The organism is Ekhidna algicida (assembly GCF_051379705.1).
Classification (GTDB): domain Bacteria; phylum Bacteroidota; class Bacteroidia; order Cytophagales; family Cyclobacteriaceae; genus Ekhidna.
In genome coordinates, this window is sequence record NZ_CP179868.1 from 1597105 (window position 1) to 1621574 (window position 24470).

Sequence of the window (24470 nt, forward strand, 5' to 3'; positions counted from 1 at the left end):
CTCGTTTCTTTGTTTTCATAATCTAAAACGCACACAATTATGGAAGCAATTATCGAAAAGCTAGACCTCAAAAAAGAAGACTCAAACTACTATTCCGCAAAGAAGAAACCAGAGCTGCGAGACCTGGATAGCTACTATTACCTATCATTATCAGGACGTTGCGATCCTCAAAGTGACCAGTTTCTTGAAGCTATAGACAAACTATATGCCGTTGCTTATGCCATCAAATTCATCTGCAAAGCAGAAGATATGGATTTCGTTGTACCCAAAATGGAAGGCTTTTGGTGGATCGATGGAGGACTAGAAGCACAGCATAAATTTGCACAAACGCCAGCTGATCAGTGGAATTGGAAGATTGTTATCCGCATGCCTGATTTCGTGGAAGGTGATCACTATTACCGGGCTATCCAAAAAGTTAAGGCCAAGAATCCAGCCCTTCTGTCCAACGATGAACTCAAGTTTGAGCTTATCAATGAAGGACTTTGCGTTCAAGGCTTACATATTGGTAGCTTCTATGAGGAAGAGCCCACAATCGAATCAATCATGAATTATATTCAAGAAAATGGTCTTGAAGTAAGTGGATACCATCACGAAATCTATCTTAGTGATCCCAGACGGACACCAGAGGACAAACTGAAAACAATTCTTAGGTACGCTGTAAAAAAAGTAAAAAATGAATAATAAGATACTTGGTTTGCGAACCGTGATATATCTGGTTCCGGACATTGAAGAAGCCAAAAAATGGTACACAAAGGCTTTTGGAAAAGATCCATACTTTGATGAGCCTTTTTATGTTGGATATGAAATCGGCGGATATGAACTTGGTTTGCATCCAGAAAATGAGAATCAAAACCGGGCTGATAATGTAGAAGCCTATTGGGGAGTAGAGGACATCCGGTCTGAACACGCCCGCTTCATTGGACTAGGTGCAAAACAGCATACCGAAATTAAGGAAGTTGGAGGTGGTATAGAAGTAACTACTCTGCTTGATCCGTGGAACAATTTGATTGGGCTGATTTACAATCCTCACTTCAAACTTGGATGAAAACTGTTGAAAGCTTTATACTAGGACTCGATGGCCAGCAAAAGGCCATCGTCTCCTTTTTACATCAACGCCTTTCACTGCATCATGATTTGATTGCCAAGATTAGCTATAACATTCCCATGTATTATAAAAGAAAATGGGTCTGTTACCTCAATCCAATCAAAAATGATGGTATCGAACTAGCGTTTATAAAAGGCCATCGGCTATCCAATGACCAGGGCTTGCTGGTTTCCAAAGGTCGAAAAAGGATATCGGGAATTGAACTTCATGATATTCAATCTATTCCTCTACGCTCTATTGATGAAATAGTCCAGGAAGCATTGATTATTGACCAACTCCATAGCATCTAATTTCAGTTGCTGTAAGCAAATTACTTAAGTATCTAATCCGTGAATTCACCTAATTTTTACTTCAAAAAATAGATGGTTCAAAGAAATCAGTCGAAATCCATCCTAGCTACTTTATCTTTCGATAACAATCACTACTACTTTTTTGGAGATTTCAGAAAAAAGCACCCGCACCAAGATCAAGTCTCTTTTGGATGAGGCTTACGAAAGCCGTATAAATAACCTGGATACTAGCATTAAGCTGGCTGAACAAGCCTTGAACTTGAGCAAAGAAAGTAGCGATACATCATGCATTGCAAAATCCCTTTCTCATCTATCTCTTTTCCATATGATTATTGGAGATTTTGATCTCTCTATTAATATGGCAAATGAAGCAATCGAGAACTTTGAAGAATTAAAAGATGAAAAAGGAATTGCTGATGCAAAGTATACGATCGCTGGTGCGCTTTATAAAACCAACGATTACAGCAAAGGGCTTAACTATCTGATCGACTGCCTGGCCACATACAAGAAACTGGATGATCACCATAATCTTGCACGTGTTCAGAAATCCATGGGAACAATCTATGAGTTTTTCGGTGACTTAAAAAGTGCAACTCAGAGCTATGAAGAGGCAATAGAATCAGGAAAAAAAGCGGGTGATTTGAATCTGCAATCCAATGCGTTTAACCCTCTTTCAGGTTTGTATTTAAACCAGAATAATATCTCCAAAGCACTTGAGATCATTGAGGAATCCATTGCAATCAAGCAAAAAACGGGTGACGTTAGAGGATTGGCTTTTGCTCTATATGGTCGAGGAAAAGTATTCACTCAAACCAAACAATTTGAAGAGGCTGAGCAAGATATCTTGCAATCAATCAAGATTCATGAAGAAATGGGAGAGAAGCTTGGTTGGGCGATGAGCCATCATAAACTTGGCGCTCTTTATATAAAAATGAATCGGCTGGATGAAGCGAGAGAGACATTGGTTAAAGCACTTGAGTATAGCAATAAGAATAAGATCATCCTTATCAAATTCAAAGCAAACCTCCTACTGCACGAGATAGCCAAAAAGGAAGGAAACTTTGAGCTTGCGCTGAAATATATGTCTCAATATGTAGAAGAAAAAGAGAGTGTAATCAATGACAGGACAGCAAAAGTCATTGAAGGGTACGATGTAATTTCCAAAATGCACGCACTTGAGCATGAAGCCAATGCTCAAAAGGAAAAAGCCGATATTATAGAAAAGAAGAAAATTGAGCTTGATTCCTTCTTTTACCGTATTTCGCATGATCTGAAAGGACCAATTACTTCTTTGATGAGTCTAAATTATGTCGCTAAACTTGAAGTAAAAGATGAGGCTGCAATAAAGTTTATTACAGAATATGACGCTCAGGCAAATCGTCTTAATAATATTCTGGATGGGCTGCTTAGACTTACCAAGATGTCTTTCAATGAAGACTCCAAACAAGAGATAGACTTTGAAAAGATCATTTACGATTGTATCGCCTCATATAAATTTTTAGCCAACTATGAGCTTGTAGAATTTAAGATAGATGTTGACGCTAAAATCAAATATGAAGCTGAGTGGGCTTTGGTGAACACTATCATTCAAAACCTCATTGAAAACGGCATAAAATATGCCAGAATTGAGGACAACAAACCTCATATTTCTATTTCCGTGAATCAAAAAGGTGAATCAATAGAGATCGTTGCTTCAGATAACGGAATCGGGATGGATGAAAAAACCGTTGAAAACATTTTTGTAATGTTCTTCAGAGCAAACCGAAAAATAGAAGGTACAGGTCTTGGACTGCATATCCTCAACCGTGCTATTGAACGTCTCAATGGAAAAATTTCGGCGGAAAGTAAACTGGGAGAAGGAACCACCTTTACGGTAGTCCTCCCCAAATAAAATTATTACATATGTATTGGCCTATTCTCAGTAGCCGCAAGCGCTGCTTCTTTGAATGCTTCCATATATGTTGGATGCGCATGTGACATTCTCGCAATGTCTTCAGCTGAAGCCCGATATTCCATCGCAGTAACTCCTGCCGCGATCATATCTGCAGCTCTAGCTCCAATGATGTGAACACCCAAAACCTCATCTGTTTCTTTATCAGCCAAAATCTTCACCAGACCTTCCGTATCCATGCTGGCACGTGCTCGACCTAATGCTTTGTAAGGGAATTTTCCTGTTTTATATTTTCGGCCCTGCTCCTTCAATTGCTCTTCGGTGTATCCAACAGACGCAACCTCAGGCCAGGTGTAAACGACACCAGGAATCAGATTATAATTGATATGTGGCTTCTGTCCTACAATTGATTCGGCTACAAACACGCCTTCTTCTTCTGCCTTGTGTGCAAGCATCGCTCCCTTCACGACATCACCTATTGCATAGATATTGTCAACGTTGGTTCTTAGGTGATCATCCACCTCAACTCTTCCTTTATCATCCATTTTCACACCGGCTTTATCCAAACCAAGATTATCAGTGTAAGGTCGTCTTCCTATTGACACCAAGCAGTAATCTCCTTTTATCTGAACTTCCTCCCCTTTTTTGGTTTCTGCTTTCACTGTTACATTCTTGCCTTTCTTCTCTACTCCGGTCACCTTATGTCCCAGATAAAATTCAAAACCTAAACCTTTCAATGATTTCTGTAGCTCTTTCCCCATGGTAGAATCCATAGTTGGTATGAGGCTGTCCAAATACTCAACAACAGAAACCTTAGCGCCAAGTCTGGCATAAACGGAACCTAGCTCCACTCCTATTACTCCGCCTCCAATCACGATCATGTGCTTTGGTACATCTTTGAGTTCTAAAGCCTCCGTGCTTGTGATCACCCGATCTTTGTCAAGCTCAATAAAGGGTAAATTGGCTGGCTTAGAACCTGTCGCAATAATTACCTTCTCTGCTGTGATTTTCTTCTTGTCTTTGCCTTCAATTTGAATCGTGTTCTTGTCAACAAAGCTTCCCATCCCATGAAAAACATCTATTTTGTTTTTGTTCATCAGGTAGTCAATGCCTTCCACATTCTGCTTCACTACATCAGCCTTCCGATCAATCATCTGCTTCAGATTCACCTTTGGCTTATTGATATCAATTCCGTGTGTTTTGAAGGTATGTTCCGCATTGTGAAAATGCTCAGAAGAATCCAGCAATGCTTTGGAAGGAATACATCCTACATTCAAACATGTTCCTCCCAGCGTGTCATATTTCTCAATGATGGCTGTTTTCAACCCTAGTTGTGCGCATCGGATAGCTGCTACATATCCACCGGGACCTGAACCTATTACTACTACTTGATAATCCATTTCTTTTCTTTTGAAGTAAAAAGCACCTTGTACAAGGTACTAAGATTTAAGACTCTGTTTTAACTTGAAAATCATGTTCGATATGGATGGAATTTCGATTTCAGTTTTTTCTGAATCTTCCTTTGAAATAAAATCCATATTCCTGGCAATAATTAGCTGAGTCTCTAACTCATACGCCGAACCTTGAGCAAATCCAAGAAACTGTTCGAACTCTCCATTTGTATTTTTTTCAGCTCCTTCTGCGATGTTAGGGGCAATTGAAACCGAACTTCGTCTCATTTGAGAAATAAGTCCAAACTTTTCTTCGGAGGGGAATCCTTGAGTAAACCCATAGACTTCCAAAGACAAATTCAATGCCTTTTTCAAAACTTCTAATTCATTATATCTATGCATACCTGGTACTTAATCCCTCATACCTAATACTTAATTAGACTCCTAGCATTAATCGTGTAGGATCTTCCAATAACTGCTTTACTCTCACGAGGAAGCTCACCGACTCTCGTCCGTCGATAATTCTGTGATCGTAAGACAGAGCAACATACATCATTGGTCTTACTACTACTTCACCATTTTCAACCACCGCTCGCTCTACGATGTTGTGCATCCCAAGAATTGCCGATTGCGGCGCATTGATAATGGGTGTTGACATCATTGATCCAAAGACTCCACCATTCGTAATCGTGAAAGTTCCTCCTTCCATCTCTTCGATGCTCAACTTATTGTCTCTCGCTTTTGTAGCTAATCTGATTACCTCTTTCTCAATCTGTACAAAATTCATTGACTCAGCATTTCGGATCACCGGAACTACGAGTCCTTTTGGAGCAGATACTGCGATTGAAATATCACAGTAGTCGCTAAATATCAACTCATTTCCATCGATCTGTCCATTTACAGCCGGCCATTCCTGAAGGGCTACACAAACAGCCTTGGTGAAGAAGGACATAAAACCTAGTCCTACCTCATGCTTCTCTTTAAACTCTTCTTTGTATTTCTTTCTCAGGTCCATGATTGGCTTCATGTTCACCTCATTGAATGTGGTCAACATTGCTGTTTCATTCTTTACAGATACCAATCGACGAGAAACAGTCTTTCTTAATGAAGACATTTTTTCTCTTCGCTGCTCTCGACTGACTCCTCCTCCAAAAGTTGGTGCCTCGAATTGCGGCTTAGCTGGTTTGTCATCAGCTTTGGAAGATTCTTTCGAAGTAGACTTCTGCGCACTCATTGCATCTTCTTTCGTTATACGTCCGTCTTTCCCTGTTCCTTTCACATCTGAAGCAGAAATTCCTTTTTCATCAAGAATTTTGGCTGCCGCAGGTGATGCATGTCCTGTGGCGTACGTTTCATTACCTGGATCAGAGCTTGAAGATGTATCTGAACTTTCTGAACTTCCGGAACCAGAATCTGAGGAAGGCGCTCCACCTTCCATTACTTCAATCTTGCATATAAGCGCGCCGATTTCAAGTGTATCTCCTTCTTGTGCTACGATTTGCAATTTCCCCTGAGCCTCGGCTGTCAGATCAAAGGTTGCTTTATCAGATTCGATTTCCGCAATTACTTCATCCAATTCAACAAAATCACCATCGCCTTTAGCCCAATTGGAAATCGTCACTTCTGTAATGGACTCTCCAACGGCTGGAACCTTCATCTCTAAAACTTCACCTGTTGCCTTAGCTTCTGATGAAGAGCTATCAGTTGAAACACTTTCAGATGCAGGTTTGGAGTCAGCTGAAGATGAACTACCTCCTCCTGAGGCGCTTTCATCAATTTCGCATAACACTGCTCCGATCTCCAGCGTATCTCCTTCTTGTGCTTTGATACTTAGTTTTCCGGCTGCTTCAGCGGTAACTTCAAAGGTGGCTTTATCTGACTCAAGCTCGCAAATCACCTCATCCATCTCTACCATGTCTCCGTCGCTCTTGGTCCATGATGCTACGATCACTTCTGTGATTGACTCACCTACCGCAGGAACTTTCATTTCAAGACTCATTTTCTTCTTGTTTAATTTTTTGTATTTCTAATTCGGCATATGCCGATATTATAGTTCAAATGCCTGTTTTACCAAATTGGCTTGCTCTTCCTTGTGGATTTTTGAATATCCTGTTGCAGGAGAAGCACCTATCTTCCTACCTACTACTTCGAAATCCATATCTATTCTGGTTTTAATAAAACTCCACGCTCCCATATTTCGTGGTTCTTCTTGCACCCACACCAACTTTGGATTATTGTATTTTTTCAGAATTGCGTCAATCTGCTTCTGAGGCCAAGGATAAATCTGCTCGATCCGCACGATTGCTATATCCTTTGATTTCTTCTTTTTCTGTTCCTCTAATAGATCAAAGTAGATTTTGCCAGAGCAGAAAAGAACTTTCTTAACACTCTTGTTGGTCACAAAATCATCACCAATTACTTCCTGGAATTTTCCTGATGTGAAATCTTTGATTGGTGAAACCACACCTGGATGTCTTAACAATGATTTAGGGGAGAATACGATTGCTGGTTTTCTGAATTCCCAAGTCACTTGCCTACGCATCAAGTGGAAAATATTAGACGAAGTAGTCAGATTTGCTATTACAATATTCTCATTTGAGCACATCTGTAGGAATCTCTCCATGCGTGCACTCGAGTGCTCCGGCCCCTGCCCTTCGTATCCGTGCGGCAGTAACATCACCAATCCATTCATTCTTTGCCACTTGCTCTCCGCACTTGCGATAAACTGGTCGATCATGATTTGTGCTCCGTTGGCGAAATCGCCAAACTGAGCTTCCCAAATAACCAATGCATTTGGTGTCGCCATTGCGTAACCGTATTCGAATCCTAGCACTCCGTACTCTGAAAGCAAGGAATTGTATATTCTCAATGGCTGCTGCTTGTCCTGAATATTGTTCAGACCGCAATACGGTTCGTTTGTATTCGTATCAAAGAAGTAGGCATGTCTATGTGAAAATGTGCCACGCTTCACATCTTGACCTGACATTCTTACAATTGTTCCATCTGCAAGTAGTGAGCCATAAGCCAATAGCTCGGCATCAGCCCATCCAAGCTCTTTCTTTTCAAAGAAGTTTGCTTTGCGATCTTTAAGTAGTTTCTCAATTTGTCGGAGTGGCTTAAACCCTTTAGGCACTTGGCTAACAGCCTCACCCACTTTTTTTATCATTGCATCGGAGATGCTGGTGTCGGGAGACTTATCAAAATCATTTTCTTTTGACCTTCGAAGATGATCCCATTCTTCCTCAATTTTCTGAGGCTTGTAAGGCAAAGGATTTTCCTTGATATCATTCAACCGATCCTGAAGCTTGGCTTTGAATTCCTTCTCTAGCTTCTTGATTTCATTATCACTTAAATCACCCTGCTCTGTCAATTTTTTAACATAGACCTCTCTAGGATTTGGGTGCTTGCCAATCGCGTTATATAGCTTCGGCTGAGTAAATTTAGGCTCATCACTTTCATTGTGTCCATGCCTTCTATAACACAGCATATCGATAAAGATGTCCTTATGGAATTTTTGTCGATACTCGACTGCTAAATTGGCACAGAATTGAACCGCTTCGGCATCATCACCATTTACGTGAAGAATTGGCGCATCAACAATTTTAGCCAAATCAGTACAATAAATACTTGATCGAGCGTCTACGAAATCGGTGGTAAATCCAACTTGGTTATTTATCACAAAGTGTATAGTTCCTCCTGTTTTGTAACCTTCCAGTAGAGACATTTGGATACACTCATAAACGATTCCCTGACCAGCTACAGCAGCATCTCCATGGATCAAAACAGGAATAGCTTTTTCCATATTTCCCGAATATTCATCATCGATCTGGGCACGGCTATATCCTAACACAACCGGATCCACTGCCTCTAAATGTGAAGGGTTAGGAGCAAGTTTCACGTACATTTTCCTATTTGCAGTCGTCTCCAAATGGGATGCATATCCAAGGTGGTACTTCACATCACCATCTCCCATTGTAAGGTCGACTTCCTGATTTCCTTCAAACTCACTAAATATCTCTTCATAGGTTTTTCCCATGATATTAGCCAAAACATTGAGCCTTCCACGGTGAGCCATTCCAATGATAACTTCCTCGGCATCCAACTCTGCGCCTTTGTTGATGATCTTATCAAGCGCCGGAATCATGTTCTCCCCGCCTTCTAATGAAAACCTTTTCTGTCCCAGAAATTTGGTATGCAAGAAGTTCTCAAAACCACTGGCTTCATTGAGTTTGGATAGAATTCGATTCTTCTCTTCTTTGGAAGGATTGATATTTGCTCCTTCAGATTCAATTTTCGTTTTAAGCCACTCACTAATATTCGAATCACGAATGTGATTGTACTCAAAGCCTATATGACCGGCGTAAACTTTTTTAAGCTTATCTAGAATCTTTCTCAAGGAGGTTTTTCCCAATCCAACTTCAGATCCAACCTCAAATTCTGAATCCAGGTCTTTTTCAGAAAGACCAAAGTCTGATAGTTCCAATTTAGCAGAATGAGGCCTGCGTTCCCGAACAGGATTTGTATCAGAAACAAGGTGGGCCCATGATCTATAATTATAAATCAAATTTCGAACTGCAGTCTCTTTTGGTGTGGCTACAGAAGTATCTTCTCCTGCTTCACCGTATTTTTCCTGAGCAAATTCAAATCCCTCGAAGAATTTCTTCCAGGATTCATCAATACTTTCAGGGTTATCTTTGTACGCTTTGAATAACTCATCAAGGTAATTACCGTGAGCATTGGCGATGTAGGAATATTTATCCATATTCATTTGTGTTCTGAAACAAAGGTAGAGGTAATAAAGTTTCTATAAAAATTGTAAAATCGCTTATGCAAATACACATTAGCTTCTAAACAAAATTTGATCTTTAAAAAGCCCATTTCAAGTTATTTAAGCAGCAAATTCAACCAAGATTCACCAGTTGTCAATTTGAGTGTTACCTACGCGACTAATCGTTGATTTTATTTGTTTCAGTATAGACTTCTCACAACGAGAAAAATAGACTACATTTGCGCTCCATTTTTAAAACTTTTGATGGACGAGTTCCATAAACAAAAAGAATTATGTCAGTAAAAATCAGACTAGCGCGTCGAGGACGCAAAAAACAAGCCATGTACGATGTAGTCGTGGCAGATGCTAGAGCACCACGAGATGGTCGCTTTATCGAGAAGATTGGTACCTACAATCCCAACACAGATCCCGCTTCCATTAATTTGGATGACAACAAGGCGTTTGATTGGGTTATGAAAGGTGCACAGCCTACAGATACTGTTAGAGCTATGCTTTCATATAGAGGTGTCATGATGAGAAAACATCTACAAGTAGGTGTAAATAAAGGTGCAATCACACAAGAAGAAGCAGATAAGAAGCTTGAAGCTTGGGTTAAAGACAAGGAGTCTAAGATTCAGGGCAAAGTAGATACTCTTGCTAAGGCGAAAGCTGACAAGAAGAAAGCTGCTCTTGAAGCTGAGAAGAAAGTGAGTGATGCAAGAGCTGAAGAGTTGAAGAAAAAAGCTCAAGAAGCTGAAGCTGCTTTGGTTGAAGAAATCAAGGAAGGTGGAGCAGAGGAGAATGAGGACGTTGAGGAAGATGTAGCTGAGGTTGAAGAAACCCAGACTGCTGAAGTGAAAGAAGAAACTCCTGTTGAGGAGGCTAAAGAGGAGCCAAAAGCTGAGGTGAAGGAAGAAGCTCCTGCTGAAGAGGTGAAGGAAGAACCAAAAACTGAGGCTAAAGAAGAAGCTCCTGCTGAAGAAGCAAAAGAAGAGCCTAAGGCTGAAGCGAAGGAAGAAGCTCCTGCTGAAGAAGCAAAAGAAGAAGACAAAAAAGAGGGTTAATCTGCTATGAAGCAGGATGATTGCTACCAACTTGGGGAAGTAATCAAGACCCATGGTCTTACCGGAGAAGTTAGTATTTCATTAGAAGTTGACTATCCGGATGAATACAAAAATTTGGAATCAGTTTTTCTTGAACAACAAGGAAAGTTGGTTCCTTTTTTTATTGATACCATTCAAATCAATAAAAACAAAGCACTCGTCAAGTTTGAAGATGTCGATTCAATTGACAATGCCAAGTCTCTGATTAAGTCAAAGCTATTTCTACCTCTGAATACTCTGCCCGAATTAGCGCCAGGTCAATACTATTTTCATGATTTAATAGGTTGCGAGATTTTTGAGGCTGATTTGAAGATTGGAGAAATCAAGGAAGTAGTCGATTTAAATGGGAATCAACTGCTAGTTGTTGATTTTAAAAGCAAAGAAATTCTCATTCCATTTAAAGATGAAATCCTTACCGATGTTGATACTAAAGCCAAAAAGGTCAAGGTAAGCCTCCCAGATGGACTGTTGGATCTATATAATGATTAACTTCATCCTATGCGGATAGATATTATCACTTGTCTGCCGGATCTATTTGAAGGTCCACTCACCCAAAGCATCGTAAAGCGATCAATGGAAAAAGGGCTTGTTGAGCTGGAAATACACAACCTCAGAGACTATTCTACCAACAAGCATTTAAATGTTGACGATTATGCCTTCGGCGGAGGTGCCGGGATGGTGTTGATGGTAGAGCCAATTGATAAATGTATCAGTGAGCTCAAATCTAAAAGGGCATATGATGAAGTGATTTATTTAACTCCTGATGGTGAAACGTATAATCAGGGAATTGCAAATCAGCTCTCGCTAGAGCAAAACTTTATTTTCTTGTGCGGTCATTATAAAGGTGTAGACCAACGAGTAAGGGACCATCTTATTACGAAGGAAGTAAGTATTGGGGATTACGTTCTTTCCGGAGGTGAATTAGCAGCAATGGTACTTGCGGACTCACTCATTAGACTGGTACCTGGAGTACTTAATGATGAAACATCTGCGTTATCTGATTCATTCCAGGACAACTTATTGGCGCCACCAGTATATACGCGCCCTGCCGAATACAAAGGATGGGAAGTTCCAAAGGTTCTTACCTCAGGTCATGAAGCCAAGATTGAAACATGGCGAAACGAACAAGCTCTGAAGCGAACGCAAAATCGCAGACCTGATTTATTGGATTGAAAAGTTACCTGCCATATAAAAATACCCCTAAGTAGGTATTTTAATTAAATCATAGACTTGGTGTATTTGTAATAACAAAACAAATACTGCCATGAAGACACTTTACAATTCAATTAAATTATTGAGCTTATTACTCAGTATTTCAACGCTAATTTTTATCACTAGTTGCGGTGGAGATAGTGACCCTGCACCAACAGAGGTTGATCCGACTGATGCTGACGCACTTACTGGAGTCCTAGTCATACCTGGAAGTCAGAATGTAAGTGGACAGCCACCTGCTCCAAGTACAGATACAGATGCTCCAACGGTATCCAATAATCAAACCTCTGCAACTGTAGTTTCAGACAACACACTTTATCTCCCTTTCAATTTTGATTCCACTCAAGGATATGGAGGATGCTATGTGCAAGTAAATGGGGCATCTAGTTTTTTCAATATTCCTGATGGAACGACCGCAACGGATGGTCTGCTTGTAGTGCCAGTAGGAATTCCTGCTAGTGTACAAGAAGGAGATTTTTGTCTTACTTATTGCATTTACGACAACAGTGGCCGGGTAAGTAACTTGTTGACAACCTGTGTTACGGTAGGTCCGATTCAGGAATGTCCGGCATTTACAAGTGGTAGCGATGGACTTACTATTGCGACTTATGACTTAGGAGACTCTCCTGGTACTGCCACGATCACTTATGACATGTATTCAATTCAAGATCGTGTTGATGTATTCTACAATAATCAATGGGTTGGAGGTTCTGGGTCCAGCATTAGTAGCACGTCATTTCCTCCTGTGAGCAGCTGTGGGGATGGACAAAATGGATATGTAAGCGGTACTGGCACTGTCGATGTGAACTACAATCCAGCTACGGCAAGAACAGTAACGGTGTACATGAGCGGATGCATTGGCGGTGGAACAGCTTGGGATCTTGACGTGAGCTGCCCTCAATAAATTTATAAATAGTTACTAATTAATATAGTTAAAGCTTCCTCAGTTGAGGGAGCTTTTTTTATGATTAAAACTTGAATACCCCTAGATAGGTATTTGGTAGGCAATGTATTTACCCGATCTTTAAAGAAACCAAATAACTAAACCTAAACATTAGAGAAATGAAAAAGCTATTTCTACCATTAATATGCATTCTAATCATGGCATCATCTTGCGTTCAAAAAAGCAAATACGATGAATTAAGTAAGAAGTATGAAGAGTTAAAAGCAAACAATGAAAAATCAACATCTCAACTTTATGTAAAAAATTCGTTTGTGGACAGTTTATGTCAAACACGTGATATAGACCCCGATGTAGGTTCTAGAATATCCTGGCAAATTGCTAAAGAAAAACTCGCTGAATACAAAAAAAAAATGAGAGAATTGGATCCAAGTTATGACCCAAAAAATGATATATATGGCTATACCATTGGCTTAAATACGATTGAGAATTTAATGGAAGACATCAGTATCTATAATATCTTTTATGGCGAAAATGATCCCAGAAGAATTACCGGACTAAGAGTTTATAAAGCTTGGACCATGGGCAAAGACCCTTATCAGGAAGTATTTTTAATTCCTGTAGTTAAAAATAAAGGGCTAAACATATACAATGTAGATCCTGACTATACTAAATCTAGTGATAGTGATTATGATGAGCTAGAAATGGGGTGGAATCAGTTTGTTTCTGAAAAAGGGGCCGAGTTAACTAGCATTGATCCCATTCTCAATACAAGTAAGCCTTGCCCCAATCTATGTGACTAATTAAAAGCAGATGGTATACTTTCTTGTATATACTTCAATCTTTTCACCATTAATCCCAATCACCTTGATTGGGATTAATTATAAAAAATTCTGGAACAGAACGCTCCTGCTTTTTGGCGCATTTACTATCATGTCTTTTCTTACTGATTTAGCAACTATCACTGTTGTAAATGGAAATAATTATTTCTTTTTAAATATCTATGCTTTACTAGAATTCGCCCTAATAGGCCTACTATTCCTCAGAATAATCAAGACTCGCCCAACACTAAACAAGCTGACATTTGCTGGATTTTACATGCTGACTCTGATTATCTTCCTCTATAACCCATATCAATTCAACGATATAGGTAGAGCAATAGAAGCAACCTACACTATAAGTCTTTCTATTATTTATTTTTATTCAATCTACACCAACTCTGAAAGTCTTTTCATTGAAAAAAGCCCATTGTTTTGGCTTGTAGTTGGACTTTTTGTTTATTTCTCAGGAAGTCTATTCTCATTTCTCCTCAGCAATGAAATCTTAAAACAAGAAATAATAATGCCCGATTATTCCTGGGCTTTTCACAACATGGCTAATATTGCAAAAAACGTTTTGTTTGCTGTGGGTTTTGGACTTCTCAAAAATGATACTTCAAGTGGAAAGCAATGAAATAATATTAATTTTTGGCACCTTTGGAATGCTCCTAATGGCATTCTCTATCGTTCTATTCATCTATTTATACCAACGTAAACTCATAAAGAAAAATCTAGAGAATCAGCAAATTCAGGACCTCCTCAGGGAGCAAGAAATAAAAGCTACATATGCACTACTTGAAGGGCAGGACAAGGAGAGAAAAAGGATTGCTGCAGAACTTCATGATAACCTTGGAAGCATATTAGTTACACTCAATATGTATGCAGACACACTGCAAACCAAAAAATCGGAAGACATCCCGGACCTAGCAAAGAAAATTTCAGAGGTGGCCCAGTTGGCTAACGAGGAAACAAGAAAAATCTCTCATAATTTGGACTCAGGACTCCTTTTACATTTTGGACTTGAGGCAGCTATTATGCAATTAACAGAGGCCGTCTCATCCGCAAAAAAAATTCAATTTCAGACGTCTATTCAAATTGAAAAAATATCCTCAGATATTGGGCTGGAGATATACAGAGTCATTCAGGAATTAGTGAACAACACACTTAAGCATTCTAATTGCACCAAAGTCCATTTAGAGCTTTCACAAGTCAATCATTCATTAAGCCTTATCTATGAGGACAATGGCATTGGTTTTAAAAAATCTAAAATAGTAGCTGGAATGGGGCTAAAAAACATTGAAAATCGAGCAAAAAAACTCGACGGAGAATTGACTATCGACTCATCTCCCGGCAAAGGCAGCACATTCATCATCGAAATCGCACAAATATGAGCCAGGTAAAAATATTGCTAGCAGATGACCATCAAATCGTTATTGACGGACTTAAACTCGTCTTAAGCTCAAGGGAGGATTTTGAAGTGGTTGGAGAAGCTTCAAACGGGTTGGAAGTCCTTGATTTCCTATCAAAGAACTCAGCTCATATTGTGGTTCTCGACATTAACATGCCCGAAATGGACGGGATAAAATGTGCTAAAAAAATAAAGGCGCTATACCCAAAAACCAAGGTGATCATTTTGACAATGTATGCTCAAAAATCCTTTGTGGAGGAAATAATTAAAATTGGTATCGATGGTTGCTTACTCAAAAACAATACGGGAAAAGAGCTTTCTGATGCTATCGCCAGAGTACACAGTGGAAAATCCTATTATGATCAAATTCAAAACTTCAACAAAGATGATTCCGAAACAAAGGAGTACCCACTAAGTGAACGTGAAATAGAAATAATAAGAAAACTCGCCGATGGCATGACAAGTGCTCAAATCTCCGATGCTCTTTTCATCTCTGAGCATACGGTTAAGACTCATCGCAAGAATATCTTGAAAAAACTAAACATCCACAGCAGTTCAGAGCTCATTCAGTACGCCTTGAACCAAGGCGTCATCTAAATTAAGTATACATTTGGTGAGCCCGCCACATTCTTAATTGCAAACAAGAACAATTGATTGCCTATTTGGAATTGAAACCAATTCCAAAAGATCATGATCAATAAGCAATCCATTATTCTTTCCCTCATAATTTTGAATATTTCATGTTCCAATAAATCCGATGACAATGTAATCGCTGACTCAGATAGCGACGGAATAGAAGACATCCTTGATAATTGTCCTAAAAGCTTCAACCCCGACCAAGAAGATCAGGATGATGACGGCATTGGGGACATCTGCGATGATAATAATAACATTTCAATCACCTCCTTTCCTCATATCTATGAGACTATTGTCCTCCAAAATCCTAATATGCCAGACATCGCAGATAAAAATTCAAATTATGATTTCGCTTTTCCTGTATTATCCGATAGTTGGACTTCCGAGTCCTATTCACAAGACGACCAAGCAGTAATCTGGATTGGTCAATATGGACTAAGATACTTATCGGGTAATGAGTCAACCAATCGACAAGACATGCATGGAGGAATGGATACAAATAAAAAGTTCATTTCAAATAATGTAAACTTTGACTGTGATGAGGGCTCACCAGCTTCTGTCTACAGCTTATGCGACGGAATGGTTTACGATTTCAGGTCTGAAAAGAATGATGTATATATAGAATGTGACCAGTTGCTTGAATATGCGGATGGAACAACATCAACCTTACGTAATGTATATCGACATATGTCCTCTGTAAAAGCGGAGGTTCAAGTTACACAAGAGACCTACAGAATTGCCAAAGGGGAATATATAGGAGAAATGGGTTCCAAAGGAGCAAACAATTGCCATTTGCATCTTGACTTAAAGAATGAAGATCACTATTTGCACCCCGGCAGACTTTTTAATCCTAAAGCCTCTCCATATTACCAAGCACTCCAGAGTTCAACCGATGTAGACATACGAATGCTGGGCTTTTCCGAAAGTAACAATGAAGTATACTTTCGAATCGGAATTCGTGGTAATATACTTTCAGTGCTATCTATAAAAATTGAAAATGAAAAAATAGATCTATCGGAGACGCTTAATTTTGAAAAAAGACAGGAAATTGAGTCTACATCCGAAAGAGATAACTCTGTATTTGACCACTGGTCAATTTTCGCATATCCGTTCAATGGCTTTGCTAATGCGCAAATTCGCTATGAGAATGTGAAAGACGATCTACCTGAAATCTATCCAGGAAGCAATAAGAGAGAGAAACCTTATCCAATAAGCTCAGAAGATCATACATTATATGGTGAAGCATCACTGGTTTATGATATTGTGGTAAACGATGTGGGGAGAGATGTACTTTCCTATTTCAATATTCAAATATGTGACCTTTATGGAAATTGCATTTCCATAAAGGAATAATTCTATATTAATTATTTTTTAAATACGATTCTCCTATATTTGCACTCCTTTTTCAAACAACTCAGCAAAGGAGTATAGAAATGAGCACAGAATTATTGAATATAGTAGCGGAAGAATACAAAGACGTAAAGTCTAATCATCCTTCATTCGGACCTGGTGACACCATAAATGTTCACTACAAAATTAAAGAAGGTAATAAGGAGCGTGTTCAGCAGTTCCAGGGAACTGTGATGACAATAAATAACAAAAACTCGAACGGCGAGACATTCACAGTACGAAAAGTTTCCGGAGATATCGCTGTAGAAAGAATCTTCCCTATCCTCACTCCAAACATCGAAAAAATCGAAGTGCTTAGAAGAGGGAAGGTAAGAAGAGCTAAACTCTACTACCTACGAGGAAGAAAAGGAAAAGCCGCTCGAATCAAAGAGAAGCTTACCAAAAAATAAAATTTTAAATCCCTTGCCAAATGGCGAGGGATTTTTGTTTCTACCTAATGCTCCTTATTAATTTAGCTATTCCATGGAGCTACACTTCACAAAATATCAAGGAACAGGTAATGATTTCATCCTGATTGATGATCGAGATGAAAAATTATCACTAAGTACACAACTCGTTCAAAAGCTGTGTGATCGACGTTTCGGTATAGGAGCAGATGGGATGATCTTGATTCAAAATCATCCAGATCTGGACTATCGAATGGTCTATTTTAACTCTGATGGTACCCAAAGTTTATGTGGAAACGGCTCCAGATGCGGGTTCGCTTTTGCCCAATCACTTAGAATGGTCGACACAGAAGCCAACTTTGAAACTACAGATGGCATTCACCAGATAAAAATGGAAGATGGCAAGATTCATTTTCAGCTTTTTGATGTTGATCAGCTAAACAAAATCAATGAGGACGAATGGTTCATAAACACCGGATCACCACATCATATAGTCATTTCCCCGGATGTTAGAGCCGAAGACATAGTCTCAAAAGGCAGGAAAATAAGAAATTCACCGGCCTATTCCAGACATAATGGCACTAATGTCAACTTTGCACAGCTTTTGCAAGGAAAAGTGAAAATCAGGACTTATGAAAGAGGAGTAGAAGATGAAACACTAAGCTGCGGTACAGGCGCAACTGCTGTTGGCATCATGGCTGGTAAACTTGGCTTCAAAAGCCCCGTTCATATCCAAACCATGGGAGGTGAATTAAGTGTCTCCTTCAAGAAAAACGGAGATGTATTTACAGATATTTGGTTAGCCGGACCAGCCGAAAAAGTGTTTGAAGGAAGTGTAATAATCTAATCACTCTTACATTAAACCATTATAACTTTAAGGCCTTATAAAAAAGGCTAAATTTTAAAAAACTGACGGCCAATACTTAATGATAAAGTGAGGCCTCTAAAATAAAATTTTTCAATGCTAAACTCGATTACGAAGGGATTTGCCAAAATTTTTGGTACGAAGACAGAGAAAGATCTAAAAGAACTTACCCCGTTTGTCGGACTTATCAATGCTGAATTTGATAAGCTTGGTAACATCAGCGATGATGAACTAAGAGGAAAAACTGCCGAACTAAAGGGCATTATTAAAGACCGGCTAAAAAACATCGATGATGAAATCGAAGCACTTCACAAGCAAGTGGAAGATGATCAATCGCTAGACGTTCACCAAAAAGAAGAGATTTTCGCTCAGATTGATAAACTAGAAAGCGATCGTGATGTAGAACTGGAAAAAGTGCTGATTGAAATCCTTCCCACAGGATTCGCTGTGGTGAAAGAAACAGCCAGACGATTTGCAGAGAACGAAAAGCTGACGGTTCAAGCAACACAGCATGACCATGAAATCTCCGCTAAGAAAAGTAACGTTGAAATAAATGGGGAAACCGCAACCTGGAAAAACAAATGGTTAGCCGCTGGTAACGAAGTAGTTTGGAACATGGTCCACTATGATGTTCAGCTTATTGGTGGAGTCGTACTTCATCAGGGTAAAATTGCGGAGATGCAGACTGGTGAAGGTAAAACCCTTGTTGCAACACTTCCTGCTTATCTAAATGCCCTTGCAGAAAGAGGAGTGCACATTGTAACCGTTAATGATTATCTAGCCAAAAGAGACGCAGAATGGAATGCTCCTATTTTCGAATTTCATGGATTGAGAATTGACTGCATTGACAATCATCAGCCAAACTCTCCGGAGCGTAGAAACGCCTACATGGCGGACATTACCTACGGAACTAACAATGAATTCGGCTTTGACTACCTGAGAGACAATATGTCGAGAAGTCCTGAGGAGCTGGTGCAAAAGAAACACCATTACGCGATGGTCGATGAGGTAGACTCAGTTTTAATTGATGATGCTCGTACACCACTAATCATCTCAGGCCCTATTCCAAAGGGAGATGAACATGAGTTTTATGACTTGAAACCTCGAATTCAACGTCTAGTGGATGCGCAGCGAAAAATGGTGAGTGACTATCTGAATGAAGCTAAAAAACTTATAAAAGAAGGAAATGAGGCTGAAGCGGGACTTTCATTATTCCGAGCCTTCCGTGGACTCCCGAAAAGTAAACCACTCATCAAGTTTATGAGTGAGACCGGAATCAAGCAGATACTTCAAAAAACAGAAAACATTTACCTGGCAGACAATCAAAAGAGAATGCCAGAAGCCGATGAGCCTCTCTATTTCACCATCGATGAAAAAATTAACAGCATCGATCTTACAGAAAAAGGCATTGACTTGATTACCGGAGAGGGAGAAGACACCAATTTCTTTATCCTTCCGGACATTGGGGATGAAATTGCCCAGCTGGAAAAAGATGAAGAAGTATCTGAAACAGATAAGCTTCAGAAAAAAGAATCTATCATCCGCGATTATAATATTAAAGGTCAGCGAATTCACTCCGTTAATCAGCTCCTAAAAGCGTACTGCATGTACGAGAAGGACACTGAATATGTGGTGATGGACGATAAAGTAAAGATTGTAGATGAGCAGACGGGTCGTATCATGGAAGGTCGACGCTACTCTGACGGACTTCACCAGGCCATTGAGGCAAAAGAAAATGTGAAGGTTGAAGATGCAACCCAAACCTATGCTACAATCACACTTCAGAATTACTTCCGTATGTACCACAAGCTTGCTGGTATGACTGGAACAGCCGAAACCGAGGCTGGAGAATTCTGGGACATCTACGAACTTGATGTAGTGGTGATTCCGACCAATCGCCCTATTGCTCGAAAGGATGTAAATGATAAAGTCTATAAGACTATTCGTGAAAAATTTAATGCAGTAGCTGAAGAAGTCGTTGAGCTTACCCAGGCTGGACGTCCAGTTCTTGTTGGTACCACATCCGTAGAAATTTCTGAATTACTCAGTAGAATGCTACAGATGCGAAACATCAAGCATCAAGTATTAAATGCTAAGCAGCATGCCAAAGAAGCAGATGTTGTTGCTGAAGCTGGTAAGCCGGGAGCCGTAACCATTGCTACCAACATGGCAGGCCGAGGTACAGACATTAAGCTAACTGATGAAGTGAAGTCAGCAGGTGGCCTTGCGATTATTGGTACTGAGCGACACGAATCAAGAAGGGTTGACAGGCAGCTGAGAGGTAGATCAGGTCGTCAAGGAGACCCAGGATCATCTCAGTTTTACGTGTCCTTAGAAGATAACTTGATGCGCCTCTTCATGTCCGATCGAGTGGCTAAGATTATGGACAGGTTAGGTCTACAAGAAGGAGAAGTAATTCAGCACTCGATGATTACTAAATCCATTGAGCGAGCTCAGCGGAAAGTAGAAGAAAACAACTTTGCGATTCGGAAAAACCTACTCGAGTATGACGATGTGATGAACAGTCAGCGAGAGGTTATCTATAAACGCAGAAAAAATGCCTTATACGGCGAGCGTCTTGAACTTGATGTTCTAAACATGTTATTAGAAACGTGTGAGGACATTATTTTCAATGCAAAAGGGCAAAATGATCTTGATAGCTTGAAACTCAATGCCATTTCGATTCTTGGTCTTGATTTCAATATCACACAAGAAGAGCTCGAAAAAAGTGATGAAAATGTACTCTCTGAAAAGCTATATAAAGAAGCTTTGGAGAATTACCATCAGAAAAATCAGCACATCACCGATAAAGCATTGCCAATTCTAAAGCAGTTGGAATTGACAAGAGGTGCTACGCTTGAAAATGTTTTAGTACCATTCACAGATGGCAAAAAACAAATTGGCACTTCGGTAAATCTAAAAAGAGCAGTAGAAACAGACGGCAAAGAAGTCACCCTGGAAATGGAGAAAATGATTGCACTAGCAACCATCGACCTTCTGTGGAAAGAGCATTTGAGAGACATGGATGACCTTCGTCAAAGTGTACGAAATGCTCAGTACGAGCAAAAAGATCCGCTGCTGATTTACAAGTTTGAAGGTTTCGAAATGTTCAAGCGTTTCATCGGCAAGGTGAACGAAGAAACCATTTCCTTCCTATTTAAAGCTGAAATTCCGGTAGAACAGGCAGATGATGTACAAGCTGCTCAGAAACAACGAACAGCAAGAAATTATAAAGAACAAAAGGATGAAAGTAGATCTGCCTTAGCTGGTCCTGATGGTGGAAACAGACCTCCGGTTCAGCAACAAACTCAGCCTGTTCAATCTCAGAAAATTGCGAGCAGAAATCAGCGAGTCAATGTGCAATATGCCGATGGATCTGTAAAGAAAGATGTGAAATACAAAACTGTTGAAGACGACATTAAGAGTAATAAATGCGTGCTAATAGACTGATCATATTGTTGCTTCTTGTGGCCTGTAAGGCAACGACACCATCGTCCTCATCAAGTTCGTACACAGAGGACCTGAGTATTCACCGTCCAGTGATCATGCCGACAGAGGAGGATGATCAACAATCAGACAATTCAGTAGAACCACAGAAAGAACCCTACACACCACTTTCAGGTCATATTAAACAAGAGTTGGATAGTATCTCCAAAGTGGCTTTTGAGCAAAATAAAGAAGGTAGATATGTTGACGGGTATGTGATTCAGGTCTACTCTGGTAATAGCCGAGAGGCAGCCAATCAAGCCAGATCCAAAATGTATGAATTTTTTGCTGAGTTAGAGCCTAAAGTATCCTATCATCAGCCCAACTTTCGGGTTAAAGCCGGCAAATTCACCAATCGCTTGAAAGCCAATCGCGTCCATCAACAGGTAAAAGAAGAATTCCCGAGAGCACTACTACTCCCTGAAAAATTTCTGGTTAAGTATGAATGACTTGACCCAAAAAATAAAATCACTATCAGAGGAATATTTCGAGGAAATACTCGAAGTAAGAAGACATATACATGCCAATCCGGAGCTCTCATTTCAAGAGCATAATACCGCTACTTTCATTGAAACAAAACTTCATGAATTCGGCATTCAAAACACGGAACGCATCGCAGACACAGGCGTTACTTTCTGCCTGGAAGGGAAAGAAAAAGGAAAGACGATTGCGTTAAGAGCTGATATTGATGCACTTCCGATTCTTGAAAAAAACGAGGTGGATTATAAATCCAAAAATGATGGTGTGATGCACGCATGCGGTCACGATGTTCACACATCCAACCTCTTGGGAGTAGCCAAAATACTTTCTCAGCTTACCGATCAATTTAAAGGTACCGTCAAATTCATTTTCCAACCAGCAGAAGAAAAATCTCCCGGAGGAGCTTCCATACTAATCAAGGAAGGAATACTAAATAGTCCAGCTCCTGAAAAAATTTTGGGTCAGCATGTAATGCCGCTAATCCCCGAAGGAAAAGTCGGATTCAGGCCCGGTAAGTATATGGCAAGTGCCGATGAAGTTTACTTGACCGTAAGAGGAAAAGGTGGTCACGCAGCAATGCCCGAAACATTCGTGGACCCAATTGCTATTTCGAGTCAGATCTTAGTGGCCCTTCAGCAGGTGGTTAGCCGAATAGGAAATCCCAAAATTCCTTCTGTGCTTTCATTTGGCAAAATTGCCGGAGGAAACGCTAACAATGTCATCCCGGACGAGGTGAAAATTGATGGCACCTTCAGAACATTCGATGAAGAATGGCGCAAGAAAGCACTTCAAAAAATTAAAGACATATCTACTGCGATAGCCTCCTCCATGGGTGGATCGTGTGAAGTTGATTTTGCTCCCGGTTACCCATTCCTTGTCAATGATGAAACATACACCATGGCAAACATTGAAGCTGCTAAGGAATATATGGGGGAAGAAAATGTAGTTGAGTTAGACCTATGGATGGCTGCAGAAGATTTTGCCTTTTACACCCACGAAATTCCAGGATGCTTTTACCGTCTGGGTACCAGAAACGAAGAAAAAGGAATTGTATCAGGAGTACACACTCCTACTTTCAATATTGATGAGAATGCTTTGAAAGTAGGCATGGGCCTCATGGCATACCTTGCCATCAAGGAGCTAAATAGCTAACACTTATAATGCGATTTCCGTCTGGAATCTGAAAATCAAATATTCTGTGGTTTGACCAGGAAATGTTTGATAACTGATATCAGTCTGAAATTTCAGGTCGTGACCCGAAACATATCTGGACAAGCCTAGCGTATATTCCTTTTGATCGGCAAAAACCGCTTGAGTTGCATCCGCATTGATATCGGTAAATCGTCCGGCAACCTCCCAATTGGAAGGAAACAGATAGCCTGCCTGGAAAACAAATCCGGTGCCTGTTCCATAAATACCAGTGTCATCTTCAGAATTTCTTTTCACAAACTCTGACATAGCCGAAATTCCATTGTATTTAAACATCATGTCAGCTATGAATGATTTCAGGTCATTAGAAATATACTCCCCATCAGTGTCAGTCAGGAATCCACCTAAGTTCCCTCTTGATCGAGAGGCATTGAGATTTATATCTCCTGTTACACCAATAGATAGTTTGGGTGTTGACTCACGCTTCAAATCTGATCCGAAGTAGTCTCCTTTTCCTGTAAAGCTCCCCATCGGAAGGAATTCCAGCCTACCTGTAATCTGGTGGCCTCCTCCCGGATTTCTATCAATCACATTTCGGCCCTGCCCCATTGAGACAGCTAATATTTGCCTGAATTTATCACTGGCACTTTTATGCCTTAATTGAATTCCAACGTCACGATCAAGATTATACCTTGAGTTTACCAAGCTCCGATCTACAAATTGCAGATTTTGGGATGAAATAACACGCTCTCTATTTCCTGGCAATTTTGTCTGTCCCCACCATACTTGCCAATTATCAGCGAACTTCCATTTTACAACCGCGTCAAGGACAATGTTCGCTGTATTACCAAATTCATCAGCATGTCCGCTTCTCTGATCTCTGTTAGATATGGCCAACTCAAGTTTGTAAACGATATCAGGGTCTATTGCCCAGCCATCAAACTTTAATCGGGTTCTTCTCACAAGAAGAGCATCTTCATAGTCATCAGTATCCAAGTTGTACCTTCCATCATAGAGCGTTTGGAATCTGAATCCGAACTTTAAAGCAAACGTTGAATCTTTTGCAACAAGATTTAACCTTTTGCCCCAAGAACTAGAAACAGCATCCTGAGCTTGAACATGAAGAAAAATACAAGTGAAAAAAAGTAGTGTAGAGTAGATTTTTCTCATA

Annotated in this window: 23 protein-coding genes; 18 read left to right on the top strand and 5 right to left on the bottom strand. The window is 40.0% G+C overall.

All coding sequences use genetic code 11. The features are described from left to right. Positions 1-39: 39 nt before the first annotated feature. From ACL8WY_RS06890 to ACL8WY_RS06905, 4 genes are all read left to right on the top strand, one after another. On the top strand, positions 40-681 hold the full coding sequence (locus ACL8WY_RS06890; protein WP_436517692.1) for a GyrI-like domain-containing protein: 642 nt from the start codon (positions 40-42) through the stop codon (positions 679-681). After that, positions 674-1045, top strand: coding sequence for a VOC family protein (locus ACL8WY_RS06895; RefSeq protein WP_436517693.1), 372 nt, complete (start codon positions 674-676; stop codon positions 1043-1045). The genes ACL8WY_RS06890 and ACL8WY_RS06895 overlap by 8 nt, the downstream gene beginning before the upstream one ends. Then, positions 1042-1395 (top strand): DUF1801 domain-containing protein, encoded by a 354-nt coding sequence (locus ACL8WY_RS06900; RefSeq protein ID WP_436517694.1) that lies wholly within the window; start codon positions 1042-1044, stop codon positions 1393-1395. Before ACL8WY_RS06895 ends, ACL8WY_RS06900 begins: the two co-directional genes overlap by 4 nt. A gap of 142 nt (positions 1396-1537) precedes the next feature. Beyond that, on the top strand, positions 1538-3286 hold the full coding sequence (locus tag ACL8WY_RS06905; protein WP_436517695.1) for a tetratricopeptide repeat protein: 1749 nt from the start codon (positions 1538-1540) through the stop codon (positions 3284-3286). Positions 3287-3291: 5 nt separating this feature from the next. Here the strand turns inward: ACL8WY_RS06905 and lpdA are convergent, their stop codons facing one another. The 4 genes from lpdA to ACL8WY_RS06925 are packed head-to-tail and all read right to left on the bottom strand — an operon-like array spanning position 3292 to position 9439. Further along, positions 3292-4686: a dihydrolipoyl dehydrogenase gene (gene lpdA / locus ACL8WY_RS06910; protein ID WP_436517696.1), complete on the bottom strand. Its 1395-nt coding sequence runs from the start codon at positions 4684-4686 to the stop codon at positions 3292-3294. 39 nt (positions 4687-4725) lie between these two features. After that, positions 4726-5079 carry a four helix bundle protein gene (locus ACL8WY_RS06915; protein WP_436517697.1) on the bottom strand — a complete coding sequence of 118 codons (354 nt, stop codon included), beginning with the start codon at positions 5077-5079 and terminating at the stop codon, positions 4726-4728. 34 nt (positions 5080-5113) lie between these two features. Then, complete coding sequence (gene odhB / locus ACL8WY_RS06920; RefSeq protein ID WP_436517698.1) at positions 5114-6676, bottom strand: 2-oxoglutarate dehydrogenase complex dihydrolipoyllysine-residue succinyltransferase; 1563 nt, start codon at positions 6674-6676, stop codon at positions 5114-5116. 48 nt (positions 6677-6724) lie between these two features. Further along, on the bottom strand, positions 6725-9439 hold the full coding sequence (locus ACL8WY_RS06925; protein WP_436517699.1) for a 2-oxoglutarate dehydrogenase E1 component: 2715 nt from the start codon (positions 9437-9439) through the stop codon (positions 6725-6727). Positions 9440-9738: 299 nt separating this feature from the next. Between ACL8WY_RS06925 and ACL8WY_RS06930 the strand changes: the two genes are divergently transcribed. The 14 genes from ACL8WY_RS06930 to ACL8WY_RS06995 all read left to right on the top strand — a co-directional run bounded on the left by ACL8WY_RS06930 (position 9739) and on the right by ACL8WY_RS06995 (position 23302). Continuing rightward, the gene (locus ACL8WY_RS06930) at positions 9739-10509 is read left to right on the top strand and encodes a 30S ribosomal protein S16 (RefSeq protein WP_436517700.1); all 771 of its coding nucleotides are present in this window, start codon (positions 9739-9741) and stop codon (positions 10507-10509) included. Between the two features lie 6 nt (positions 10510-10515). Then, positions 10516-11037: a ribosome maturation factor RimM gene (rimM, locus tag ACL8WY_RS06935; protein ID WP_436517701.1), complete on the top strand. Its 522-nt coding sequence runs from the start codon at positions 10516-10518 to the stop codon at positions 11035-11037. Between the two features lie 9 nt (positions 11038-11046). Next, positions 11047-11721 (top strand): tRNA (guanosine(37)-N1)-methyltransferase TrmD, encoded by a 675-nt coding sequence (gene trmD / locus ACL8WY_RS06940; RefSeq protein WP_436517702.1) that lies wholly within the window; start codon positions 11047-11049, stop codon positions 11719-11721. Positions 11722-11812: 91 nt separating this feature from the next. After that, positions 11813-12664: a hypothetical protein gene (locus tag ACL8WY_RS06945; protein ID WP_436517703.1), complete on the top strand. Its 852-nt coding sequence runs from the start codon at positions 11813-11815 to the stop codon at positions 12662-12664. A 158-nt stretch (positions 12665-12822) separates the two neighbouring features. Then, a complete protein-coding gene (locus ACL8WY_RS06950) occupies positions 12823-13464 on the top strand; it encodes a hypothetical protein (RefSeq protein WP_436517704.1) in 642 nt (213 codons plus the stop codon). A gap of 10 nt (positions 13465-13474) precedes the next feature. Beyond that, positions 13475-14113 carry a hypothetical protein gene (locus ACL8WY_RS06955; protein ID WP_436517705.1) on the top strand — a complete coding sequence of 213 codons (639 nt, stop codon included), beginning with the start codon at positions 13475-13477 and terminating at the stop codon, positions 14111-14113. Continuing rightward, positions 14088-14870 (top strand): sensor histidine kinase, encoded by a 783-nt coding sequence (locus tag ACL8WY_RS06960; RefSeq protein WP_436517706.1) that lies wholly within the window; start codon positions 14088-14090, stop codon positions 14868-14870. Before ACL8WY_RS06955 ends, ACL8WY_RS06960 begins: the two co-directional genes overlap by 26 nt. After that, positions 14867-15484, top strand: a complete 618-nt coding sequence (locus ACL8WY_RS06965; protein ID WP_436517707.1) for a response regulator — start codon at positions 14867-14869, stop codon at positions 15482-15484. The genes ACL8WY_RS06960 and ACL8WY_RS06965 overlap by 4 nt, the downstream gene beginning before the upstream one ends. A gap of 93 nt (positions 15485-15577) precedes the next feature. After that, on the top strand, positions 15578-16876 hold the full coding sequence (locus ACL8WY_RS06970; protein WP_436517708.1) for a peptidoglycan DD-metalloendopeptidase family protein: 1299 nt from the start codon (positions 15578-15580) through the stop codon (positions 16874-16876). A gap of 80 nt (positions 16877-16956) precedes the next feature. Further along, a complete protein-coding gene (rplS, locus tag ACL8WY_RS06975; RefSeq protein ID WP_436517709.1) occupies positions 16957-17322 on the top strand; it encodes a 50S ribosomal protein L19 in 366 nt (121 codons plus the stop codon). A 73-nt stretch (positions 17323-17395) separates the two neighbouring features. Beyond that, complete coding sequence (gene dapF, locus ACL8WY_RS06980; protein WP_436517710.1) at positions 17396-18166, top strand: diaminopimelate epimerase; 771 nt, start codon at positions 17396-17398, stop codon at positions 18164-18166. Between the two features lie 114 nt (positions 18167-18280). Next, complete coding sequence (gene secA, locus ACL8WY_RS06985) at positions 18281-21634, top strand: preprotein translocase subunit SecA (RefSeq protein WP_436517711.1); 3354 nt, start codon at positions 18281-18283, stop codon at positions 21632-21634. After that, positions 21616-22119 carry an SPOR domain-containing protein gene (locus tag ACL8WY_RS06990; RefSeq protein ID WP_436517712.1) on the top strand — a complete coding sequence of 168 codons (504 nt, stop codon included), beginning with the start codon at positions 21616-21618 and terminating at the stop codon, positions 22117-22119. Before secA ends, ACL8WY_RS06990 begins: the two co-directional genes overlap by 19 nt. Further along, positions 22112-23302 (top strand): M20 metallopeptidase family protein, encoded by a 1191-nt coding sequence (locus ACL8WY_RS06995; protein ID WP_436517713.1) that lies wholly within the window; start codon positions 22112-22114, stop codon positions 23300-23302. The genes ACL8WY_RS06990 and ACL8WY_RS06995 overlap by 8 nt, the downstream gene beginning before the upstream one ends. Before the next feature lie 3 nt (positions 23303-23305). Here the strand turns inward: ACL8WY_RS06995 and ACL8WY_RS07000 are convergent, their stop codons facing one another. Continuing rightward, on the bottom strand, positions 23306-24469 hold the full coding sequence (locus tag ACL8WY_RS07000; RefSeq protein WP_436517714.1) for a porin: 1164 nt from the start codon (positions 24467-24469) through the stop codon (positions 23306-23308). Position 24470 lies beyond the last annotated feature (1 nt).